Consider the following 16,138-nt stretch of genomic DNA (forward strand, 5'->3'; position numbering starts at 1 on the left):
AGGTCAATGCCGACCTGCCCGGACCGGGCGCCTTAGCCCCCGCGAGCGCGTTCGTCCGTCCCGAAGACGTCGCCAAGGCGATCCCCTGCGGCGACCGGGTCGCGGAGGTCTCCGAGGGGGTCAGCACGTTCACCGCGGGCGGGGTTCACCGAAGTCGCCCTGGTCCAGGCGGGTGGCGACAGCCAGTCGGCCTTCATCGGCTGGGCGCGCGACCGCCCGCTCCCCGCGTTGCACGAACTGTGACCACCGCGGACCGCGGAACAGCACGAGGGGCCGTACGTGGAAGTCCGCCTCAGGCTCCTCGCAATCCTCGTAGGGCAAGGCGACGGCACTCCCCTGCTCCACGGTTCGGGGCTCAGCTGCTGAGCGCGATGACCATGCCGATGAGCATCACCGAGACGGTTACGGCGAGTAGCACGATGAGTACCGCGGGCCAGATCCCCCAGGCCTTGCGAACCTCAGGCGGTTCCGGACGGGAGATGCCGGAAATGCTGCCCTCTACGGGTGGGGTCTCGCCTACGGGCAGAGTCCGGTGACTGTCAAGTCCCGGTGTCACGTAAGGATCAGGGTCTTGTGTTGACATGACATACCCCTGGTCGTGAGCAATCCTGTCGATTGGCGGCTTCCCGGTCCTTCCCTGCGGAAACGCCAGTGGGCACGGTGTTTCTATCGGTTGGCTCCGGGCCCGCCGGCACGCGAGTGCGGCTGGTCGTGCCCTGGTGCCGGGCGGCTTCGACGATCTCCGGGTTGCGGACCGCGTTTCGGCATCGTGGTCGGTGGTGACCGGCGTCCCGTCGTCGGTCAGCACATAGGCCGGCACTCCGCCGATCCGCCGCAGCGTCGCGGGCCCGGCACGCGGTGACGCTCGGCAGCGTCTTGTTCCAGAACGGGTTCACCACCCGGATCCGGCACCAGGCCTGACGCATGGACAGCGCGACAGCACAGCCACCAGGTACTCGAAGGCACCCGGCACGATCCCAACCCCGGCACCCTGCGACCTTGCCTGGAAATCCTCCGGCCTCCGATCCGGATCGGCCTCCACGAAAATCGTCGGCGCCTGCCAGCTCTTCCGGCGCGACGACACCCCGGACAACGGCCGCGAGATCGGCTACTGGCTGCACCCCGCCGCCACCGGCCGCGGGGTAGCCACCAGGGCCGCCCGCGCTCTGGTCGCGCAAGCCTTCCGCCTCCCCGGCGTCGACTACCGAGGACCGGCAGCACGCCGTAATACGCTCCGCCCGGCTGCTCCTGGCGGGGCAGGGCACCACGACATCGACAGAGCTGTGCGCTGGGCGGGGTAATGCCCCGCGCGGGTGGCGTATCGCCAAGTGCAGGCCGGTGGACGGCGGGGTGATGATCGGCGCAGGCGTATCTGCCGATCCCACTTCTCAAGGAGCCCAAGACGATGCTGGAACGCACAAAATCCGGAAAGACCATCGACGTCACTTTCGTCCTGCCTGCTCACCACCCCGCTGGCGAGACCAGCGTGGTCGGCGACTTCAACCGGTGGACGCCCGGCAGGCACCCGCTTCGGCCCCGCCCGGACGGCACACGAGCCGTCACGGTGACCCTGCCGCGTCATGAGCACATCTCGTTCCGCTACCTCGCGCACGGCGACTACTGGTTCGACGACGAGGGCGCGGACGGCCACGACGGACAGAACAGCCTGCTGCACACCTGACAACGGGCCGCGCTGGGCGGCGGCGACGCGCCGCCCCGCACCGGCCGCCCCGCACGGAGGCCCGTTTCCGCAGTCAGATCGCCTGTACGGGTCGGTAGTTCGGCTGCCACATGGCTGCGCGGACCTGGGTTTCGATCTCGTTGCCGATGGTGGCGCGCGCTACCCCGTCGTGGGCGGCGCTGCGGGCGACGGCCGTGGCCACGGCGGCTGAGGTCTCCCTCAGCTGCCGGGTGGGTGGTAGGAGCGGCGCACCGGGGCCGGTCGGGTCCACCAGTTCGGCGACAGCGTGGGCCGCGGTGGTGAGCATGCCGTCGGTGATGCTGGTTGCCCGGGCCACGATGGCGCCCAGGCTGAGACCGGGGAAGATCAGGGCATTGTTCGCCTGTCCGACCTGATGGGTGGTGCCATCGTGGCTCACTGGTGCGAACGGACTCCCGGTGGCCACCAGGGCCCGGCCGTCGGTCCAGGCGAGCAGATCGGCGGGCGTCGCCTCGGCGAGCGGTGTGGGATTGGACATGGGCAGGATGATCGGACGTCGGACGGATGCGGCCATCTCGCGGACGACGGGTTCGGTGAAGGCGCCGCCCTGGCCGGAAGTACCGATGAGAACGGTCGGTCTGACCCGGTGCACGACCTCCGCCAGTGCGATGCCGCCGAGCTTCGGGTCCCGCGCCCAGTCGGCCACCTCGTCCGTGGCGCGCGCGTAGGGGGCCTGGAAGTCCCGCATGCCGGCCATGTCGTCGGTGAGCAGGCCGTGCCGGGCGATGCACCAGATCCGACGGGTGGCCTCGCCCGGGGTCAGGCCGTCGGTGATGAGCGCGTCGCGCAGTTGGTCGGCGATGCCGACACCCGCCGTGCCCGCGCCGAAGATCACCACCCGGTGCTCCCGCAGCGACGTGCCGCCCGCCCGCACGCCGGACAGCACCGCCGCCAGATTCACCGCGCCCGTGCCCTGGACGTCGTCGTTGAAGGTGAGCACCGTATCGCGGTAGCGCGCCAGGATGCGCCGCGCGTTGTCCGGCCCGAAGTCCTCCCAGTGCAGCAGGGCGCTGGGGAAGAGCCGGGTCGCGGTGTCAACGTAGGTCTGCACGAAGGCGTCGTAGGTCTCCCGATCGACCCTGGAGTGGCGGTTGCCGAGGTAGAGCGGGTCTTCCAGCAGTTCCTTGCGGTTGGTGCCCACGTCGAGCACGACAGGTAGGGTGCGGGCCGGATCGATGCCGCCCGCGGCCGTGTACACGGCGAGCTTGCCCACCGAGATGTTGATGCCGCCCACCCCCCAGTCTCCGATGCCCAGGATCGCTTCTCCGTCGGTGGCGACGATCAGGTCGACCTCATCCGGTCCCAGTCCGGTGGCCCGCAGCGAGCGTTCGACGTCCTCGGGCGCGTCGACCGACAGGTAGACCCCGCGGGGTTTCCGGTACTGGGAGCTGTAGCACTCGATCGCGGTGCCGACGGTCGGGGTGTAGACGATCGGCAGCATCTCGTCCAGGTGCTCGCCGAGCACCCGGTAGAACAGCACCTCGTTGCGGTCGTGCAAGGCGGTCAGGTTGACGTGCTTGGCCAAGTCGTCGGGCTGTGCGAGGTACTGCGCGTAGGCGCGGGAGGACTGTTGCTCGATCGTGAGCACCTGCGGCGGGAGGAGGCCGACGAGGTCGAGCGCCTGCCGTTCGTCCCTGGTGAAGGCGGTGCCCTTGTTCAGCCGGGGATCGGCCAGCACGGCCCGGCCCCTGGCCGCCGTGTCCCAGCGCCGATGACGGGCATTCCATCGGGTCGGCATCGGATTCATGACTGTCTCCTCGGGATGCTCAGATGTCGTGTGGCATCGAGATGCGCGGTGAGAGGCTCGATCCTGAGGTTGCGAATGCGGTGGCGGCGATGGTGGCCACCTTGGCATGCGGCCGATCCTCCGTCAGGGACGGGTCTCCGGTGGCCAGGAGGAAGGACAGTTCGACGTTCGCCGGCAAGTCACGCGCCGTCTCGACGGCCCAGCGGGCCGCGGGTTCGACCGCCGCCAGGGAAAAGACGTAGGAGGTGGTGGCGAGTGCCGCCGGGCGGGGGTACAGGCGGAGGCGGAAGCCGGTGACGACGGCGAAGAAGCCGGGACCCGAGCTCCGCGCTGCCCAGAACAGGCCCGGATGCTCATCCTCGGTGCATCTGACCGCCTCACCGTCGGCCGTCACCGCCGTGATCTCCTGGACGCTCGCGCAACCTGGTCCCCACAGACCGGCGTTCCAGCCGAGGCCGCCGATGAGCAGGTGACCGCCCAGGGCGACGGAGGGACAGTGCCCTGCCGGGAAGGCGAGATCGTGCCGGGCGAGCTCCGCGGCGAACTCACTGCCGATGGCGCCGGGCTGCACGGTCGCCGTAGCCGAGTTGTCATCGATCTCCCACCGGCGGAGTCCGGAGAGGTCGAGGAGCATGCCGCCGTCCCGCAGGGGTGAGGCCCACCAGTTGTGTCCGCCTGCGCGAACCGCGACCCGCAGACCGCGGGACCGGGCCAGCTTGAGGGCTTCTGGAACGTCCCGCTCGCTGGCGGCCCGGACGATCACGTCCGGGTACCGCTCCGGTCTGAGGTCGTTCCACAGTTCGCTCGCCCGGGTGGTCTCGTAGCCCGCGTCGCCGCGGCGGACGAGCACGCCCTCGATGCCTGAGGACCCACCGTGCTCACTCATGCCGACCTCCTGGTGGGCCTCAGACGCCGGCATCCTCCGCCCCTCCACGAACCCGTGCCGGGCGCACCGCAACGGGTGGGAGGACACGCGGCAGCCACGACCGCTGAACCCGCCGGGCAAGGTCCGGCGGCGTCCAGATCTGACAGAGCTCGGCCGATGCAGGCTTGCCCGTCACGTCCGCTGACTTCGAGTCAGCAAGCCGGCCGAAGCCGGGTCAGGGCTGTTCTAGTACGGATGGTGGTCCGGCTTGTCCGTCCACGCCTGGTAGGCGGGCACACCGAGCTCGGGGTGGAGCTGCTCGATATGGATCCGTCGCTGGTCGTAGGGCTTCTGGAAGTCCTCGTACTGGAAGACGTCGTCGAACCCGATCTTACGGGTGTCCTCCAGGTCGCGGCAGAAGTAGACGTGATCGATCCGTGCCCAGTAGATGGCGCTCATGCACATGGGGCACGGTGCACCGCTGGTGTAGATGGAGCACCCCTTGAGCATCCGGGCGCGCTCCGGCACGGGGTCGGTGGATCCTTCCGGTCGGGGGATGTACGCGAGGGTCGACTCGTCCTGGTGGTCCTCGGGGATGGAGGGCGACTCCGGGTTGAGGACCTGGCTGGCCTTTCGGATGGTCTCCACCTCGGCGTGCGCAGTGGGGTCCCCGGTGAGCAGGACCCGGTTCTGGCCACGCGCGATGATCTCCCCGTCCCGGGTGAGGACGGCGCCGAAGGGGCCACCCCAGCCGTTCTCGACGGATTCGATGGCCAGCCGTACGGCTTCCTCCAGGAAAGCCTTGTGGTTGTCCATGGCATGACCTCCCAACGGCCCAGCGCGTGGGTGAGTGTCATGTTTTACCCGATTAATCCCTTTTGGCTAGCGTAGTCCGGGTGAATGCTTCTGCAAGCCGACGGGACGACAGCGCCACCGTGGTCCTCTCGCAGAAGGTGCGCAAGGGCCGCGAGGTCGACTACCAGCACTGGCAGGACCGGATGACCGCGCTGGCGCGAGGCTTCGAGGGTTTCGGCGGCACGGAGGTCTATCCGCCCGGGGAGAGCGCGGAGGGCGAATGGGTGGTCGTCTTCCGTTTCGGGCGCCTCGACCAGCTCACGGCCTGGCTCGACTCCCCTGAGCGCAGGCGGATGCTGGAGGAGGGGCGCCCCCTGTTCGAGGGGCCGCTGACCCAGGAGGTGCTGGCCGGCGAGCCACCGGCACAAGAGGCCGTGACGGCCGTGATCTCCCATCGCGTCACCCCCGACCGCGAGCCGCAGTTCGTGCGCTGGCAGGCGAAGCTGCAGAAGGCACAGGAGAAGTCCCCCGGCTACATGGGAGGCAAACTCTTCCGACCCGTGCCGGGAGTCCAGGAGAGCTGGGTATCCGTCGTGCGCTTCGACACCCAGGAACACCTGGAGAACTGGCTCACGTCCGCCGCGAGGAGAAGACTCCTCGATGAGGGCCGCGACACCTACGCCTCCTTCGACGTACGGCAGATCGCTTCAGCGTTCAGCGGATGGTTCCACTTCGGTCGCAGTACGGGAACGATCGACATCCCACCCAACTGGAAGCAGGCCATGTGCGTGGTCCTGGGACTCTATCCGACCGTCATGGTACTCAACCTGACGGTCGGCAAGGCGCTGCAGGCCGCCAACGTCCCGGGCTACCTGGCACTGTTCATCAGCAACGTGCTGAGCGTCAGCATCCTCACCTGGGCGGTGATGCCGTTGATCAACCGGATCCTGCGGTTCTGGCTGGTCCCCGGACCGACGGCCTCGAGACGCATTCACCTGCTGGGCACTCTGGCGGTCACGTTCGGCTACGCGGCGCTGTTGGCGCTCTTCGGCTGGACGGTCGGCTGACCATGAGGGCGTTCGTCTTCAAACGCGCAGGCGGAGTCGGCGTCATGGAGCAGCCGGTACCCGGACCAGGGCCGGACGAGGCTTCGGTGCGCGCCACGGCGGCCGCTGCTATCGGGTGGCCGTCGCCGAAGTGGTGAGGGGATAGCCGACCGCGGGCAGCACCGGTAGCGTGACCGCATGGATCAGGATGAACGGCTACTTCACGCCTCGTCGTTCGGCGCAGCGGCGGTCGCATATTCCGAGCATCGCCCCAACTACGCGCAGGCCGCGGTGCGTTGGGCGCTTGAACCCGCGCCCGGCCCGCGTGTGCTTGACCTCGGCGCCGGATCCGGCAAGCTAACCGCCACGCTGGTCGCACTGGGTGCCGAAGTCATCGCAGTTGAGCCCGACCCGGCGATGCTGACCGAGCTGCGCCGCTCGCTGCCGGCCGTCCGTGCCCTGCCGGGTCGTGCCGAGGCGGTACCGCTGCCGGACGCTTCGGTCGATGCCGTGCTGGCCGGCAACGCCATGCACTGGTTCGACATGGCCGTCGCGGGACCCGAGATCGCCAGGGTCCTTGCGCCCGGCGGCGTCCTGGCCGGCCTGTGGAACCTCATGGACGACCAGGTCGAGTGGGTTTCCGGCCTCGCGCGGGTCGGCGGGAGCGCGGCCGTCGGCCCGCGCGACACGCCCACCAGCTGGCGCGCAGAGACGGCAGACATGCACCTTCCAAAGTCCGGCGTGGCCGCCCGGTTCGGCTCGCCGGAGCAGGCCGAGTTCCAGCACGGGCAGCGCCGCACTGCCGACTCTCTCGTCGCGACCATCGCGACGCGCGCGGGGATGCTCGTCATGCCGGAACAGGAACAAGAGGCCACGCTGGGCCGGATCCGCGCATTCCTCGCGAGTAGACCGGAGACCACCCGCGGCGAGTTCACCCTACCGATGCTGACCGGCGTGCTGCGCGTCCGGCGGCTGTGAGGCATCACCTCGACACCCGAGTCTGATACACGGCCGCGAGCACGTGGGGACTGGCCGTGGCGCGCGTGTCGACGGGGTGGGAGACGGTCGGGTCGGACGCGACGGGACCGAACACGCCGGGCTGGGCCCGCAGTTGTCGCCGACCGGCCGGTCAGAGGCTTGCCGCCGCGGGGCCGGGCCGTCACAGCCGCTCGGGGACGGGGTTGCCGACGGCCTCGATGGCACGGCGGACGGGGACCTTCGCCAGCACGGCGAAGCCGATCACGAAGAACACCAGCAGGGAGATGATCGCCGAACGGTAGCTGCCGGTGATCTGGTACGCGAGGCCGAAGACAAGCGGGCCCATCCAGCTGGTGCCGCGGTCGCTGATCTTGTAGACGCTGAAGTACTCGGCCTCCCGGCCGGCCGGGATGAGGTGCGAGAACAGCGAGCGGGAGAGCGCCTGGCTGCCGCCGAGCACCAGGCCGATCATGCAGGCCAGGGCGAAGAACCAGGCGGGCTGGTGGGCGGGCATGAGGTACCCGAGGGCGAGGGTGACCACCCAGCCGACCAGGGAACCGAGGACAGTCCGCTTGGCGCCGTACCGGCGGGCGATCCGCCCGAGGAGCAGTGCGCCGCCGATCGCCACGATCTGGACCACGAGCACGGCGGCGACCAGCGTGGTCTGGTCCATGCCGAGCTCCTCGCTGCCGTAGAGCGAGGCCTGGGAGACGACGGTCTGGATGCCGTCGTTGTAGCAGAGGAAGGCGCCCAGGTAGAGCAGCGTGAGCGGGTACTCGCGCATGCCGCGCAGGGTGCGGGCGAGCTCGCGCAGGCTGCCGGCGGCGGGCCGGTCGGGCACGGCTACGGCACGGTCGGGGGCCACACCGGCCCGGGAGGGCAGCCGCAGCATCGGGACGATCGTGAACAGCGCCCACCACAGACCGGCCGAGGCCAGGCAGATCCGCACGGCGGTGCCGGAGGCCAGACCGAGCGCGTCGTGACCCTCGAACAGCGCCAGGTTGGCGATCAGCAGCAGTCCGCCACCCGCGTAGCCGTAGGCCCAGCCCTTGGAGGAGACCGCGTCGCGCTCGTCGGGGGCGGCCAGGCCCGGAAGGTAGGCGTAGGAGAGCGCGACCGACACCGCGTACGCGATGTTGGCGACCACCAGCAGCGCACCGCCGAGCAGGTAGCGGTCGCCGTCGAGGAGGAACATCCCCATCGTGGCGATCGCGCCGACGTAGGCGAAGCCGCACATCAGTTCCTTGTGCCGCCCGGTGCGGTCCGCGACCGTGCCGGTCAGCAGCATCACCGCAACCGACACCAGCACGGAGAAGGAGACCGTGTACGGGAAGAACGACCCCGCGCGGATCGAGAGGCCGAGCGGATGCACGTCGCCAGCCGCGTCGGCGGCGTTCTTGGCGACAGAGGTCAGGTACGGCCCGAGGAACACCGTCAGGACAGTGGCCGAGAAGGCGGCGTTGGCCCAGTCGTTGATGTACCAGCCGAACTGCATCCGGCGCAGGGTGCGGCCGTCGGTGGCGGTCGCCAGGTGGTCCGGTATGCGGGCCGCGGTGCTCATGGGGCTCCTATCGCCGTGCTGGAGCCGGTGCTGCCGTCGGTCCAGCAGCCGTGCTCGCCGAGGACGTCCCGCAGGACGTCGATGCGATCGGCCATGATGCCATCCACACCGAGGTCGAGGAGAGCCCTGATCCGTGTCGGATCGTCCACAGTCCAGACGTGCACCTGCAGGCCGAGGCGGTGGGCGGCGCGGACGAAGGCCCGGTCCACAACCCGCACGCCCCGGTGCCGCTCCGGCACCTGCGCGCACACTCCGGCGAATGGCGCCCCGCGCCCCCGCAGCAGCGGCCCGGCCAGCGAGAGCAGCCGCAGCCGGGCCACCTCGCGCGGGCCGAGCGAGGTGGCCAGCCGGGGGCCGGCGGCGGCGCGGACGGCGGCGAGGCGGCTGTCGGAGAAGCCGCCGACGCAGACCCGGTCCCAGGCGTTGGTCCGGCGGATCGCCTCGACCAGCGGCCCGACGGCCGGCGCCGCCTTGACGTCGACGTTGAAGCGGGCCCCGGGGAACGCGCCGAGCAGGTCCTCCAGCAGCGGTACGGGCTCGGTACCACCGATCCGGGCCTGCCTGACGGTGTCCCAGGGCAGTTCGGCCACCGCCCCGGTGCGGTCGGTGACCCGGTCGAGGCAGGAGTCGTGGAAGGCCACGAGCACACCGTCGCGGGTGGCGTGCACGTCCGTCTCGAGGTAGCGGTACCCGAGGGCGACGGCAGCCTCGAAGGCGGCGAGCGAGTTCTCGGGGTGGCCGAGTTGACCGCCCCGGTGTGCGAAGGCGAGTGGCCCCGGGTGGTCGAGGAAGGGGTGCATGTCGTGCTCCGAGTTGCGGGGAGAGGGACCCGACGGGCCCGCGAGGCCAGGCGGCGCTGCCCGCTCCGACGGTGTCTCGGATCGTGCGCGTTACAGTATTACGCATCCTGTCAAGCAGTAACGCCCATGAGGGGGTTCGTCGCAGCGGGCTCAGCGAGTCCGAGCGGACGGCACGGAGCTACCCGTACGTCCAGCAGCTACTGACGAGCGGGGAGCACCCGATCTTCACCAAGATTGCGAGGGAGGCGCGCCAGCCGCGCCTGAGCCGCGACGACCAGTTCCGGTACGGGCTGGAACCCGTGCTTGACTGCGTCGCCGCGGCCCTCCCGTCAACCGTCGAGCCTCCGGTGACAGCGCACCGAGAGGAGCAGGAAAACCGCGACGACCAGCACCGGCCAGACAGTGGCCAGCGGCAGCCCGGGACCGCCCCCTCACGTAGCCCCGGGTGAGGACGCTCGCCTCGCCGTGGTGTGCGCGGTCGCCGGCGACCTGCACCTGGACAGCCGACCTGCCCGCCACCGACGGTCAGCCCGACCAGCCGAACGCTGGACGGTGACAGGGGTGGTTCGGTTCCCGCCGGTTGCCGGGATGTGCGGGTGCCCGGCTCGATCGGTGATCGCGCCGGGCACCGGTCGGTGGCGGTCGGAACTCAGTCGTCCTGCTCGTCCCGGTGGCCCAGGCCGAGGCGGGGCAGGTCGATGGACCAGAGGCCGCGGCCGTGGGTGGCGGCGTAGAGCTTGCCGTCGGGGCCGGTCTCGAGCTGCATGACCGTGGTGGTCGGCAGGTTGTGGCCGAGCACCTTCCAGTCCTTGGTGCCGGGGGTGCGGTAGAAGGCGGCGAGGTCAGTGCCGAGGGCGATGCCGCCGCCCGGCAGGAGGTTGATCGAGTTGGCGGGTACGTCGGGGAGGTTGGCCGAGACGTCGGTCCAGCTGGTGCCGCCGTCGTGGCTCTCGAAGAGGTGGCCGATGCCCGCGCCGGGGCCCTCGGTCCAGGTCCTGGAGAAGCCGCTGAAGGCGACGAAGACGTGCTGGGCGTTGGCCGGGTCGACCGCGAAGGAGGAGACGTACCGGTTGGGCAGGGTGCCGTCGACGGGCAGGTTCAGCTGGTGCCAGCCGGTGCCGTCGACGTTTCCGACCGCGATGCCGCGGGTGAAGCCCTGGTTGTTGCAGGGGCCGCACCAGCCGGCGTAGACCGTTCCGCCGGAGGCGGCGACGGCGGTGGCGACGTGGCCGGCGCCGAGGTCGTAGGCGCTCTTCCACTCGGAGCCGCTGCGGATGGCGAAGCCCTTGTTCTGCACCCAGACGTGCTGGCCGCCGGCCACCCAGGTGTTGGTGTCCTTGGCGTCCGTGGTGATCGGCGCGATGAAGCGGGCGGCGCTGGTGGCCTTGTCCGGCGGGGCGACCTCGTAGGAGGTGGCCTTGGTGGGGTCGGTGGACCAGGCACCGTTGTTGACGGCGCAGTTCTGGGTGACCCACATGTCGAGGTAGACGTACTCCTCGGCAATGTTGCAGCCGTTGTTCGGGTCGACGATGGTGTCGGCTCCATCGCCGCCGAAGTCGGAGCCCATCACCTTGTCGCCGGCGCGCAGGATGGATTCGCCGTTGTCCTGCAGGCCGCCGCTGACGGCGACGCCGTGTCCGGACGGGTCCTTGCCGACCCCGACCGAGTAGTACTGGAGGGTGTTGATGGTGCCGTCGTTGAGGGACTTCCAGTCCTTGGCGTGGCCGCCGGAGTCCACCGCGCCGTTCAGCGGGCGACTGTAGATGCCGCCGTCGTTGCCGACGTAGACCGAACTCTGGCCGTGGTAGCTGCCGATGGCGACGGCGTGCTGGTCGGAGTGGACGGTCGGTGAGCAGTCCCCGGTCTGCTTGGTCGGATCGAGGCTCCAACAGGGGAAGTTGAAGTTCCAGTACGGGCCGGGGGTGATCCAGCTGCTGCCGCCGTTCTTGGTCTCGAAGACTTCCTCGAGTCCGGCGTACACGTGGTCGGGGTTGTTCGGGTCGACCTGGAGGAACTGGTTGTACCAGGCCTGGATGCCCGGCTGGTAGCCGGCGCCCTGGAGTGCGGAGCCGGAGTTCTTCAGCTTGTCCTTGTCGGCGATCAGCGTCCACGGGCCGAACGGGGAGCCGGACTTGGAGACGTAGACGCCCTTCAGGCCGGTGTCCGGGTTGTTGGCCGTGACGTCCGGGGACTGGTCGATGGCGTAGTAGCGCGAGCCGTCCGCCGAGCGGGCGAAGGTGACGTTGCCGATGTTCGCGGCGTCGGTCGGCAGGTCGCCCAGCGAGGCGATGCGCTGCCAGGTGCCGTCGGCGGCCTTGCTGTAGAAGCCGTTGTAGGTGTCGCCGCCGCGCCAGCCGACCGCAAGGATGACCTTGGTCGGGTCCTTCGGATCGATCGCGATGTCGTTGGCGATGTTCTTGTACGGCGCGCTCGGGTCGGACGCCTTGGCGCCGCCCGGCAGGTAGTCCGGGTTGGGCGCGAACTCCAGCGTCCAGAGACCGGAGAGCGTGGTCGTCGAGTGGCTCCACACGCCGCGGCTGGTCGCCGCCCACACCCGGTCCCCTCCGAAGCGCAGCGCGTGGATGGTGGTGGACTCCAGCTCGGCGCCGCCGACTCGCATGCCGGGGGTGAACTCACCGTGCTTGGGATCCGCCAGCACGTAGACTCCCGTGCCGACGTAGGACGTGGCGCCGGTGTTGGACTCGCCGGTCGCGTACCACAGGCGGCCCGAGCCGTCGAGGCTCAGCGCGCCGGTGGACAGCGAGGGCAGCTTGTCGGAGACGGCCTGCCAGTGGCCGCCACCGGTGCGGGAGCGGAAGACGCCACCGTTGGCGCCGCCGGCGTAGACATAGCCGTCGTCGTCGGCCGCGATGCCGGTGATGCGACCGGTGACATCACCCGCGCCGCCGCTGGAGTTGGAGTTGACGTCGCGGTAACGCGGATCGTCCGAGTTGTACGGCTTGTTGGTGACCTGGTTCCAGCTGCCCGAGGTGTGGGACATCGACTGCAACTGCGCCCACGCAGCGCCGTACGCGCCGGGCGCGACCACTCCGGGCGCGGTGCGCTCCTCGGTGAACTGCGCCGTGGATTCCATCGAGTTGAAGGCCTCGTCGGCGCCGTCGTCATCACCGCCGTCCTTGGCGGTGAGCATGGAGCCGGGGTGGCCGGGCGATCCGGTCTTGGCGGCGTGCTGGCGGGCGACGTCCGCGAGGTGGCGGGCCTGCCAGGGGCGAGGTCTGGGAGCTGGCGCTGCGAGAGCCTGGCTGGTCGTCAGCCCGAGCGCGGTGAGGGTGACGGCACTGATCAGCAGCCGCCGCTTCTGTCGGTTGGACACGGTGCGGTGTTCCTCCCCGGGTAGCTGGACGCGGGTTTCGCGCGCCTCGGTGAGCAGTCGGAAGCTTTCCGGTTCGGGCCGTGCGAAGTGAAGAGGAAGTACGTAACGAATGACTAAAGGCCTTGCTCGGTAACTGACTTGATTCAAACCGGACATGATCTGTCCGGCGGCCGTCGAGATGCCTGGAAAGCGCTGGTGTGAGGTTTGGGCTGGTCAGCGTCAGGTGGTCCTACGTGTTGGTGTGGCGGACGGGCCAGTCGTATGGTCCAGAGGGCCGGAGACGCCGGGCACGGCGTTCAGGGCGCCTGACGGTTCGCCAGTCCCGTGGCGGACGGACCGTGCGACCGCCGACCCTGTACCAGCGGACCAGCCGACCAGCGGACCAGCCGACCAGCCGACCAGCCGACCAGCGGACGGCAGAACGTGCCGGTGGGGCCGGGCTCATGGGCCTCGGCGAATCGGCTGAAAGGCGTGACTTTCACGGGCGAACGGGTGGTCGGCGAGTGCGCCCGGTCATCGACTGGACCTTCTCGCTCGCAGGCTGTGCTCAGCCTGCCACTCGGACGAGAGGACTGACCTGTGGAATCCGCAACCCGGCGGAGACCGATTCCGCTCAGACGGCCGCTCGGCGCGGCCCTCGCCCTGTCCCTGGCCGCCGCTCCGCTGCTGCTGTCCATGCACGCGTGGGCGGCGGGGACGCCGACGGCGGCCGCGGTCCACGGCGCGAGCGACCAGCCGCGCGACCGGACGCCCCGCCCGGGGCCCTCCACCCCCAGACTGCTGCGGCCGCTGCACCGCGCCCCCGGGGTGTACGTCGTCGACGCGGACACTGCCGCCGGGAGCGCCACGACCTTCGGCGAGCCGTCGATCGCGGTCAACCCGGCCAACCCCCGGCAGATCGCCGTCACCCGCTTCGCGTCCGCCGCGTCCGCGTGGAACAACAACGCCGATCTGCTCTACTCCGCCGACGGCGGGATCACCTGGACGGACGAGGCGACGATCCCGGTACCCCCGGGGGTGGCGAACACCGCCGGAGGCCCGTGCGACCAGACCATCGACTACGGCCGCGACGGCACGCTCTACGGCACCTTCCTCACCTGCAATCCGGGCAACACCCAGGTGGTCTCCGGTTCGACCACCGACCCCACCAAAGCATCGTCGTGGAGCTGGAACAACCCCACCCCGACCACCACCCAGCTCACCAGCGGCACCCGTACCAACACCGATCAGCCCTGGCTGATCGTCAACCGCGATCCGACCACGGCGAGCCAGGACGACGTGTACGTCGGTTACCAGGACTTCGCCGCCAACCCGCACGACCGGGTCGCCGTCTCCTACGGTGCCAGCCCGGTCAACTTCACGGCCGACAACCCGGCGGGCACCGGAGCCCTGCAGGACGGCATCAACGGCGGACTCCGCATGATCGCGGACCCGCGGAACGGCACCATGTACGCCCTCTACCAGCAGGGCGGCAGCAACATGGTCAGCCAGCCGCAGCCCGTCACCATCATGATCAACCGGTCGACCGACGGCGGGGCGAACTGGACGCTTGGCGGTAGCACGAACGGCATCACCGTCGCCTCGGTCAGCAGTGACCAGGGCAACCAGGGCTTCAAGTTCGGCGGCGTCAACGCGCTGATCGGCGGGATCCAGCACGCCGCCGTCGACCCGACCAACGGCGATGTCTTCGTCGCCTACGGCGTGGACGTCTCGGGCACCAACCAGATCCGGATGAGGCGGCTCACCGACAACGGCATGGGCGGTCTCAACGTCGGCGCCGAGGTGAACGTCTCCACCTCGACCAACGCGGCGCTGCCCTCGGTGGCGGTACTCAGCGACGGCACGCTCGGCGTGCTCTACCTGACGTCGGACGGCACCAACACCAGCGGCTTCCCGATCTTCACCGCGCACCTCGCCCGGAGCACCGACCACGGGGCCACGTTCACCGACACCGTCCTGCAGACCTACACCACCCAGCAGGGCAACGCCGGCAGCCCCACCGAGCGGCTCTTCGGCGACTACCAGCAGCTCAAGGCGGTCGGCACCACCTTCTACGGCGCGTTCATCGGCAACCTCAACGGCACCGGTCAGACCACCGCGCAGCCGACGGACACGATCTTCTTCAGCGTCCCGCAGTTCACCAAGTCGACGCTGTCGTCCTCCGCCGACCCGTCCGTGTACGGGCAGCCCGTGACGTTCACCGCGACCGTCGTGCCGCCCCCGGACGGCGGCACCGTCACGTTCAAGGTCGACGGCACCCAGCTCGGCAGCCCGGTACCGGTCGACACCACGACCGGAAAGGCGACCTCGGCTGCCATCGCCACCCTCAGCGTCGGTGACCACACCGTCGACGCCACCTACAGCGGCGACCCCAACTACCAGGGCGACACCGCGATGTCCCTGGTGCAGACGGTCGGCAGGGCCTCCGTCACCACGACGCTCGCATCCTCGCCCGGCCCCTCGGCGTTCGGCCAGCCGGTCACCTTCACCGACACCGTCTGCGCGGCGCCCCCCAGCACCAACCCGGCCCTGCCGCCCTCCGGGACGGTGACCTTCCGGGACGGAAGCACCCTGCTGGGCACCGGTACCCTGTCACCGGGCGGTGGCACCAACTGCAGCCGGGCCCAGACCTCCTTCGCCAACCTGCTGCCCGGCACTCACACCATCACCGCCCAGTACGGCGGCGACACCAACTACCTGGCGGGCAGCCCGGAGAGCATCACCCAGACGGTCACCTGCACCGAGGTCATCACCGGTGACGTCAACGGCTCGCTGGTCGCGAGCGGCCCGAGCACCTGCATCATCGGCGCCACCGTGCGCGGGACGGTCTACGGCGCGGCCGGCGGAGCGCTGTTCATCAGCAGCTCCACCATCCGAGGCAGTGTGCGGTCCTTGAACGGCACGCTGTTCGGCACGTGCGGCAGCACCGTCACCGGTTCGCTACTGGTCGACGGGGCGAGCGGCTTCGTGCTGGTCGGCGACCCGGGTGACGACGGCTGCGCCGGCAACCGGATCAACGGCTCGGCACGGCTGAGCAACAACCACGGCGGAGCCGAGATGATCGCCAACCAGGTCGGCGGTTCGGTCGAGGTCCGGGGTACGACCGGTACCGGCCCGTTCCCCGAGGACACCCGCGCCGAGATCGAGGGAAACACCATCGGCGGCTCCCTCCACTGCACCGGCAACACCCCGCCACCGACCAATGACGGCACTCCCAACACCGTCCATGGCACCCGCTCGGGGCAGTGCTCCAGCCTGTAGCCACGGTGTGAGCGAAGGATGCTGAGGGGGG

The 16,138-nt window shown here is 70.0% G+C and carries 12 protein-coding genes and 1 pseudogene; 5 read left to right on the plus strand and 8 right to left on the minus strand.

Features of this window, described 5'->3' with window-relative positions:
- Positions 1-355: 355 nt before the first annotated feature.
- Positions 356-583 (minus strand): DUF6480 family protein, encoded by a 228-nt coding sequence (locus ACZ5ON_RS14585; RefSeq protein WP_465591028.1) that lies wholly within the window; start codon positions 581-583, stop codon positions 356-358.
- A gap of 94 nt (positions 584-677) precedes the next feature.
- Positions 678-917: pseudogene (locus ACZ5ON_RS14590) on the minus strand (IS21 family transposase); the annotation flags it as partial.
- A 129-nt stretch (positions 918-1,046) separates the two neighbouring features.
- Here ACZ5ON_RS14590 and ACZ5ON_RS14595 point away from each other — a divergent pair.
- Positions 1,047-1,301: a GNAT family N-acetyltransferase gene (locus ACZ5ON_RS14595; protein ID WP_465591298.1), complete on the plus strand. Its 255-nt coding sequence runs from the start codon at positions 1,047-1,049 to the stop codon at positions 1,299-1,301.
- Between the two features lie 104 nt (positions 1,302-1,405).
- The gene (locus tag ACZ5ON_RS14600) at positions 1,406-1,681 is read left to right on the plus strand and encodes an isoamylase early set domain-containing protein (RefSeq protein WP_344640789.1); all 276 of its coding nucleotides are present in this window, start codon (positions 1,406-1,408) and stop codon (positions 1,679-1,681) included.
- 73 nt (positions 1,682-1,754) lie between these two features.
- Here the strand turns inward: ACZ5ON_RS14600 and ACZ5ON_RS14605 are convergent, their stop codons facing one another.
- From ACZ5ON_RS14605 to ACZ5ON_RS14615, 3 genes are all read right to left on the minus strand, one after another.
- Positions 1,755-3,458, minus strand: coding sequence for an NAD-dependent malic enzyme (locus ACZ5ON_RS14605; protein ID WP_465591301.1), 1,704 nt, complete (start codon positions 3,456-3,458; stop codon positions 1,755-1,757).
- Positions 3,459-3,486: 28 nt separating this feature from the next.
- Entirely contained in the window at positions 3,487-4,353 is an 867-nt protein-coding gene (locus tag ACZ5ON_RS14610; protein ID WP_465591033.1) for an FAD-binding oxidoreductase, read from the minus strand.
- Positions 4,354-4,578: 225 nt separating this feature from the next.
- A complete protein-coding gene (locus tag ACZ5ON_RS14615; protein ID WP_465591036.1) occupies positions 4,579-5,148 on the minus strand; it encodes a nucleoside deaminase in 570 nt (189 codons plus the stop codon).
- 80 nt (positions 5,149-5,228) lie between these two features.
- Between ACZ5ON_RS14615 and ACZ5ON_RS14620 the strand changes: the two genes are divergently transcribed.
- Both ACZ5ON_RS14620 and ACZ5ON_RS14625 read left to right on the plus strand, forming a co-directional pair.
- On the plus strand, positions 5,229-6,194 hold the full coding sequence (locus ACZ5ON_RS14620; RefSeq protein WP_465591039.1) for an antibiotic biosynthesis monooxygenase: 966 nt from the start codon (positions 5,229-5,231) through the stop codon (positions 6,192-6,194).
- 177 nt (positions 6,195-6,371) lie between these two features.
- Positions 6,372-7,151, plus strand: coding sequence for a class I SAM-dependent methyltransferase (locus ACZ5ON_RS14625; RefSeq protein ID WP_465591042.1), 780 nt, complete (start codon positions 6,372-6,374; stop codon positions 7,149-7,151).
- Positions 7,152-7,332: 181 nt separating this feature from the next.
- Here ACZ5ON_RS14625 and ACZ5ON_RS14630 read toward each other — a convergent pair whose 3' ends face one another.
- The 3 genes from ACZ5ON_RS14630 to ACZ5ON_RS14640 all read right to left on the minus strand — a co-directional run bounded on the left by ACZ5ON_RS14630 (position 7,333) and on the right by ACZ5ON_RS14640 (position 12,846).
- On the minus strand, positions 7,333-8,712 hold the full coding sequence (locus tag ACZ5ON_RS14630; protein ID WP_465591045.1) for an MFS transporter: 1,380 nt from the start codon (positions 8,710-8,712) through the stop codon (positions 7,333-7,335).
- Positions 8,709-9,512, minus strand: a complete 804-nt coding sequence (locus ACZ5ON_RS14635) for a glycerophosphodiester phosphodiesterase (RefSeq protein WP_465591048.1) — start codon at positions 9,510-9,512, stop codon at positions 8,709-8,711. The genes ACZ5ON_RS14630 and ACZ5ON_RS14635 overlap by 4 nt, the downstream gene beginning before the upstream one ends.
- Positions 9,513-10,161: 649 nt before the next feature.
- Entirely contained in the window at positions 10,162-12,846 is a 2,685-nt protein-coding gene (locus tag ACZ5ON_RS14640) for a glycosyl hydrolase (protein ID WP_465591051.1), read from the minus strand.
- Positions 12,847-13,425: 579 nt separating this feature from the next.
- Between ACZ5ON_RS14640 and ACZ5ON_RS14645 the strand changes: the two genes are divergently transcribed.
- Positions 13,426-16,107, plus strand: coding sequence for an Ig-like domain repeat protein (locus ACZ5ON_RS14645; RefSeq protein WP_465591056.1), 2,682 nt, complete (start codon positions 13,426-13,428; stop codon positions 16,105-16,107).
- The last annotated feature ends 31 nt before the right edge of the window (positions 16,108-16,138 follow it).

Source organism: Kitasatospora sp. NPDC032150 (assembly GCF_055579945.1).

Excerpts from the sequence above, each read along its gene's own strand:
- ACZ5ON_RS14585 (WP_465591028.1), bottom strand. The coding sequence starts at position 583 with ATGTCAACACAAGACCCTGATCCTTACGTGACACCGGGACTTGACAGT.
- ACZ5ON_RS14600 (WP_344640789.1), top strand. The coding sequence starts at position 1,406 with ATGCTGGAACGCACAAAATCCGGAAAGACCATCGACGTCACTTTCGTC.
- ACZ5ON_RS14605 (WP_465591301.1), bottom strand. The coding sequence starts at position 3,458 with ATGCCGACCCGATGGAATGCCCGTCATCGGCGCTGGGACACGGCGGCC.
- ACZ5ON_RS14610 (WP_465591033.1), bottom strand. The coding sequence starts at position 4,353 with ATGAGTGAGCACGGTGGGTCCTCAGGCATCGAGGGCGTGCTCGTCCGC.
- ACZ5ON_RS14615 (WP_465591036.1), bottom strand. The coding sequence starts at position 5,148 with ATGGACAACCACAAGGCTTTCCTGGAGGAAGCCGTACGGCTGGCCATC.
- ACZ5ON_RS14625 (WP_465591042.1), top strand. The coding sequence starts at position 6,372 with ATGGATCAGGATGAACGGCTACTTCACGCCTCGTCGTTCGGCGCAGCG.
- ACZ5ON_RS14630 (WP_465591045.1), bottom strand. The coding sequence starts at position 8,712 with ATGAGCACCGCGGCCCGCATACCGGACCACCTGGCGACCGCCACCGAC.
- ACZ5ON_RS14635 (WP_465591048.1), bottom strand. The coding sequence starts at position 9,512 with ATGCACCCCTTCCTCGACCACCCGGGGCCACTCGCCTTCGCACACCGG.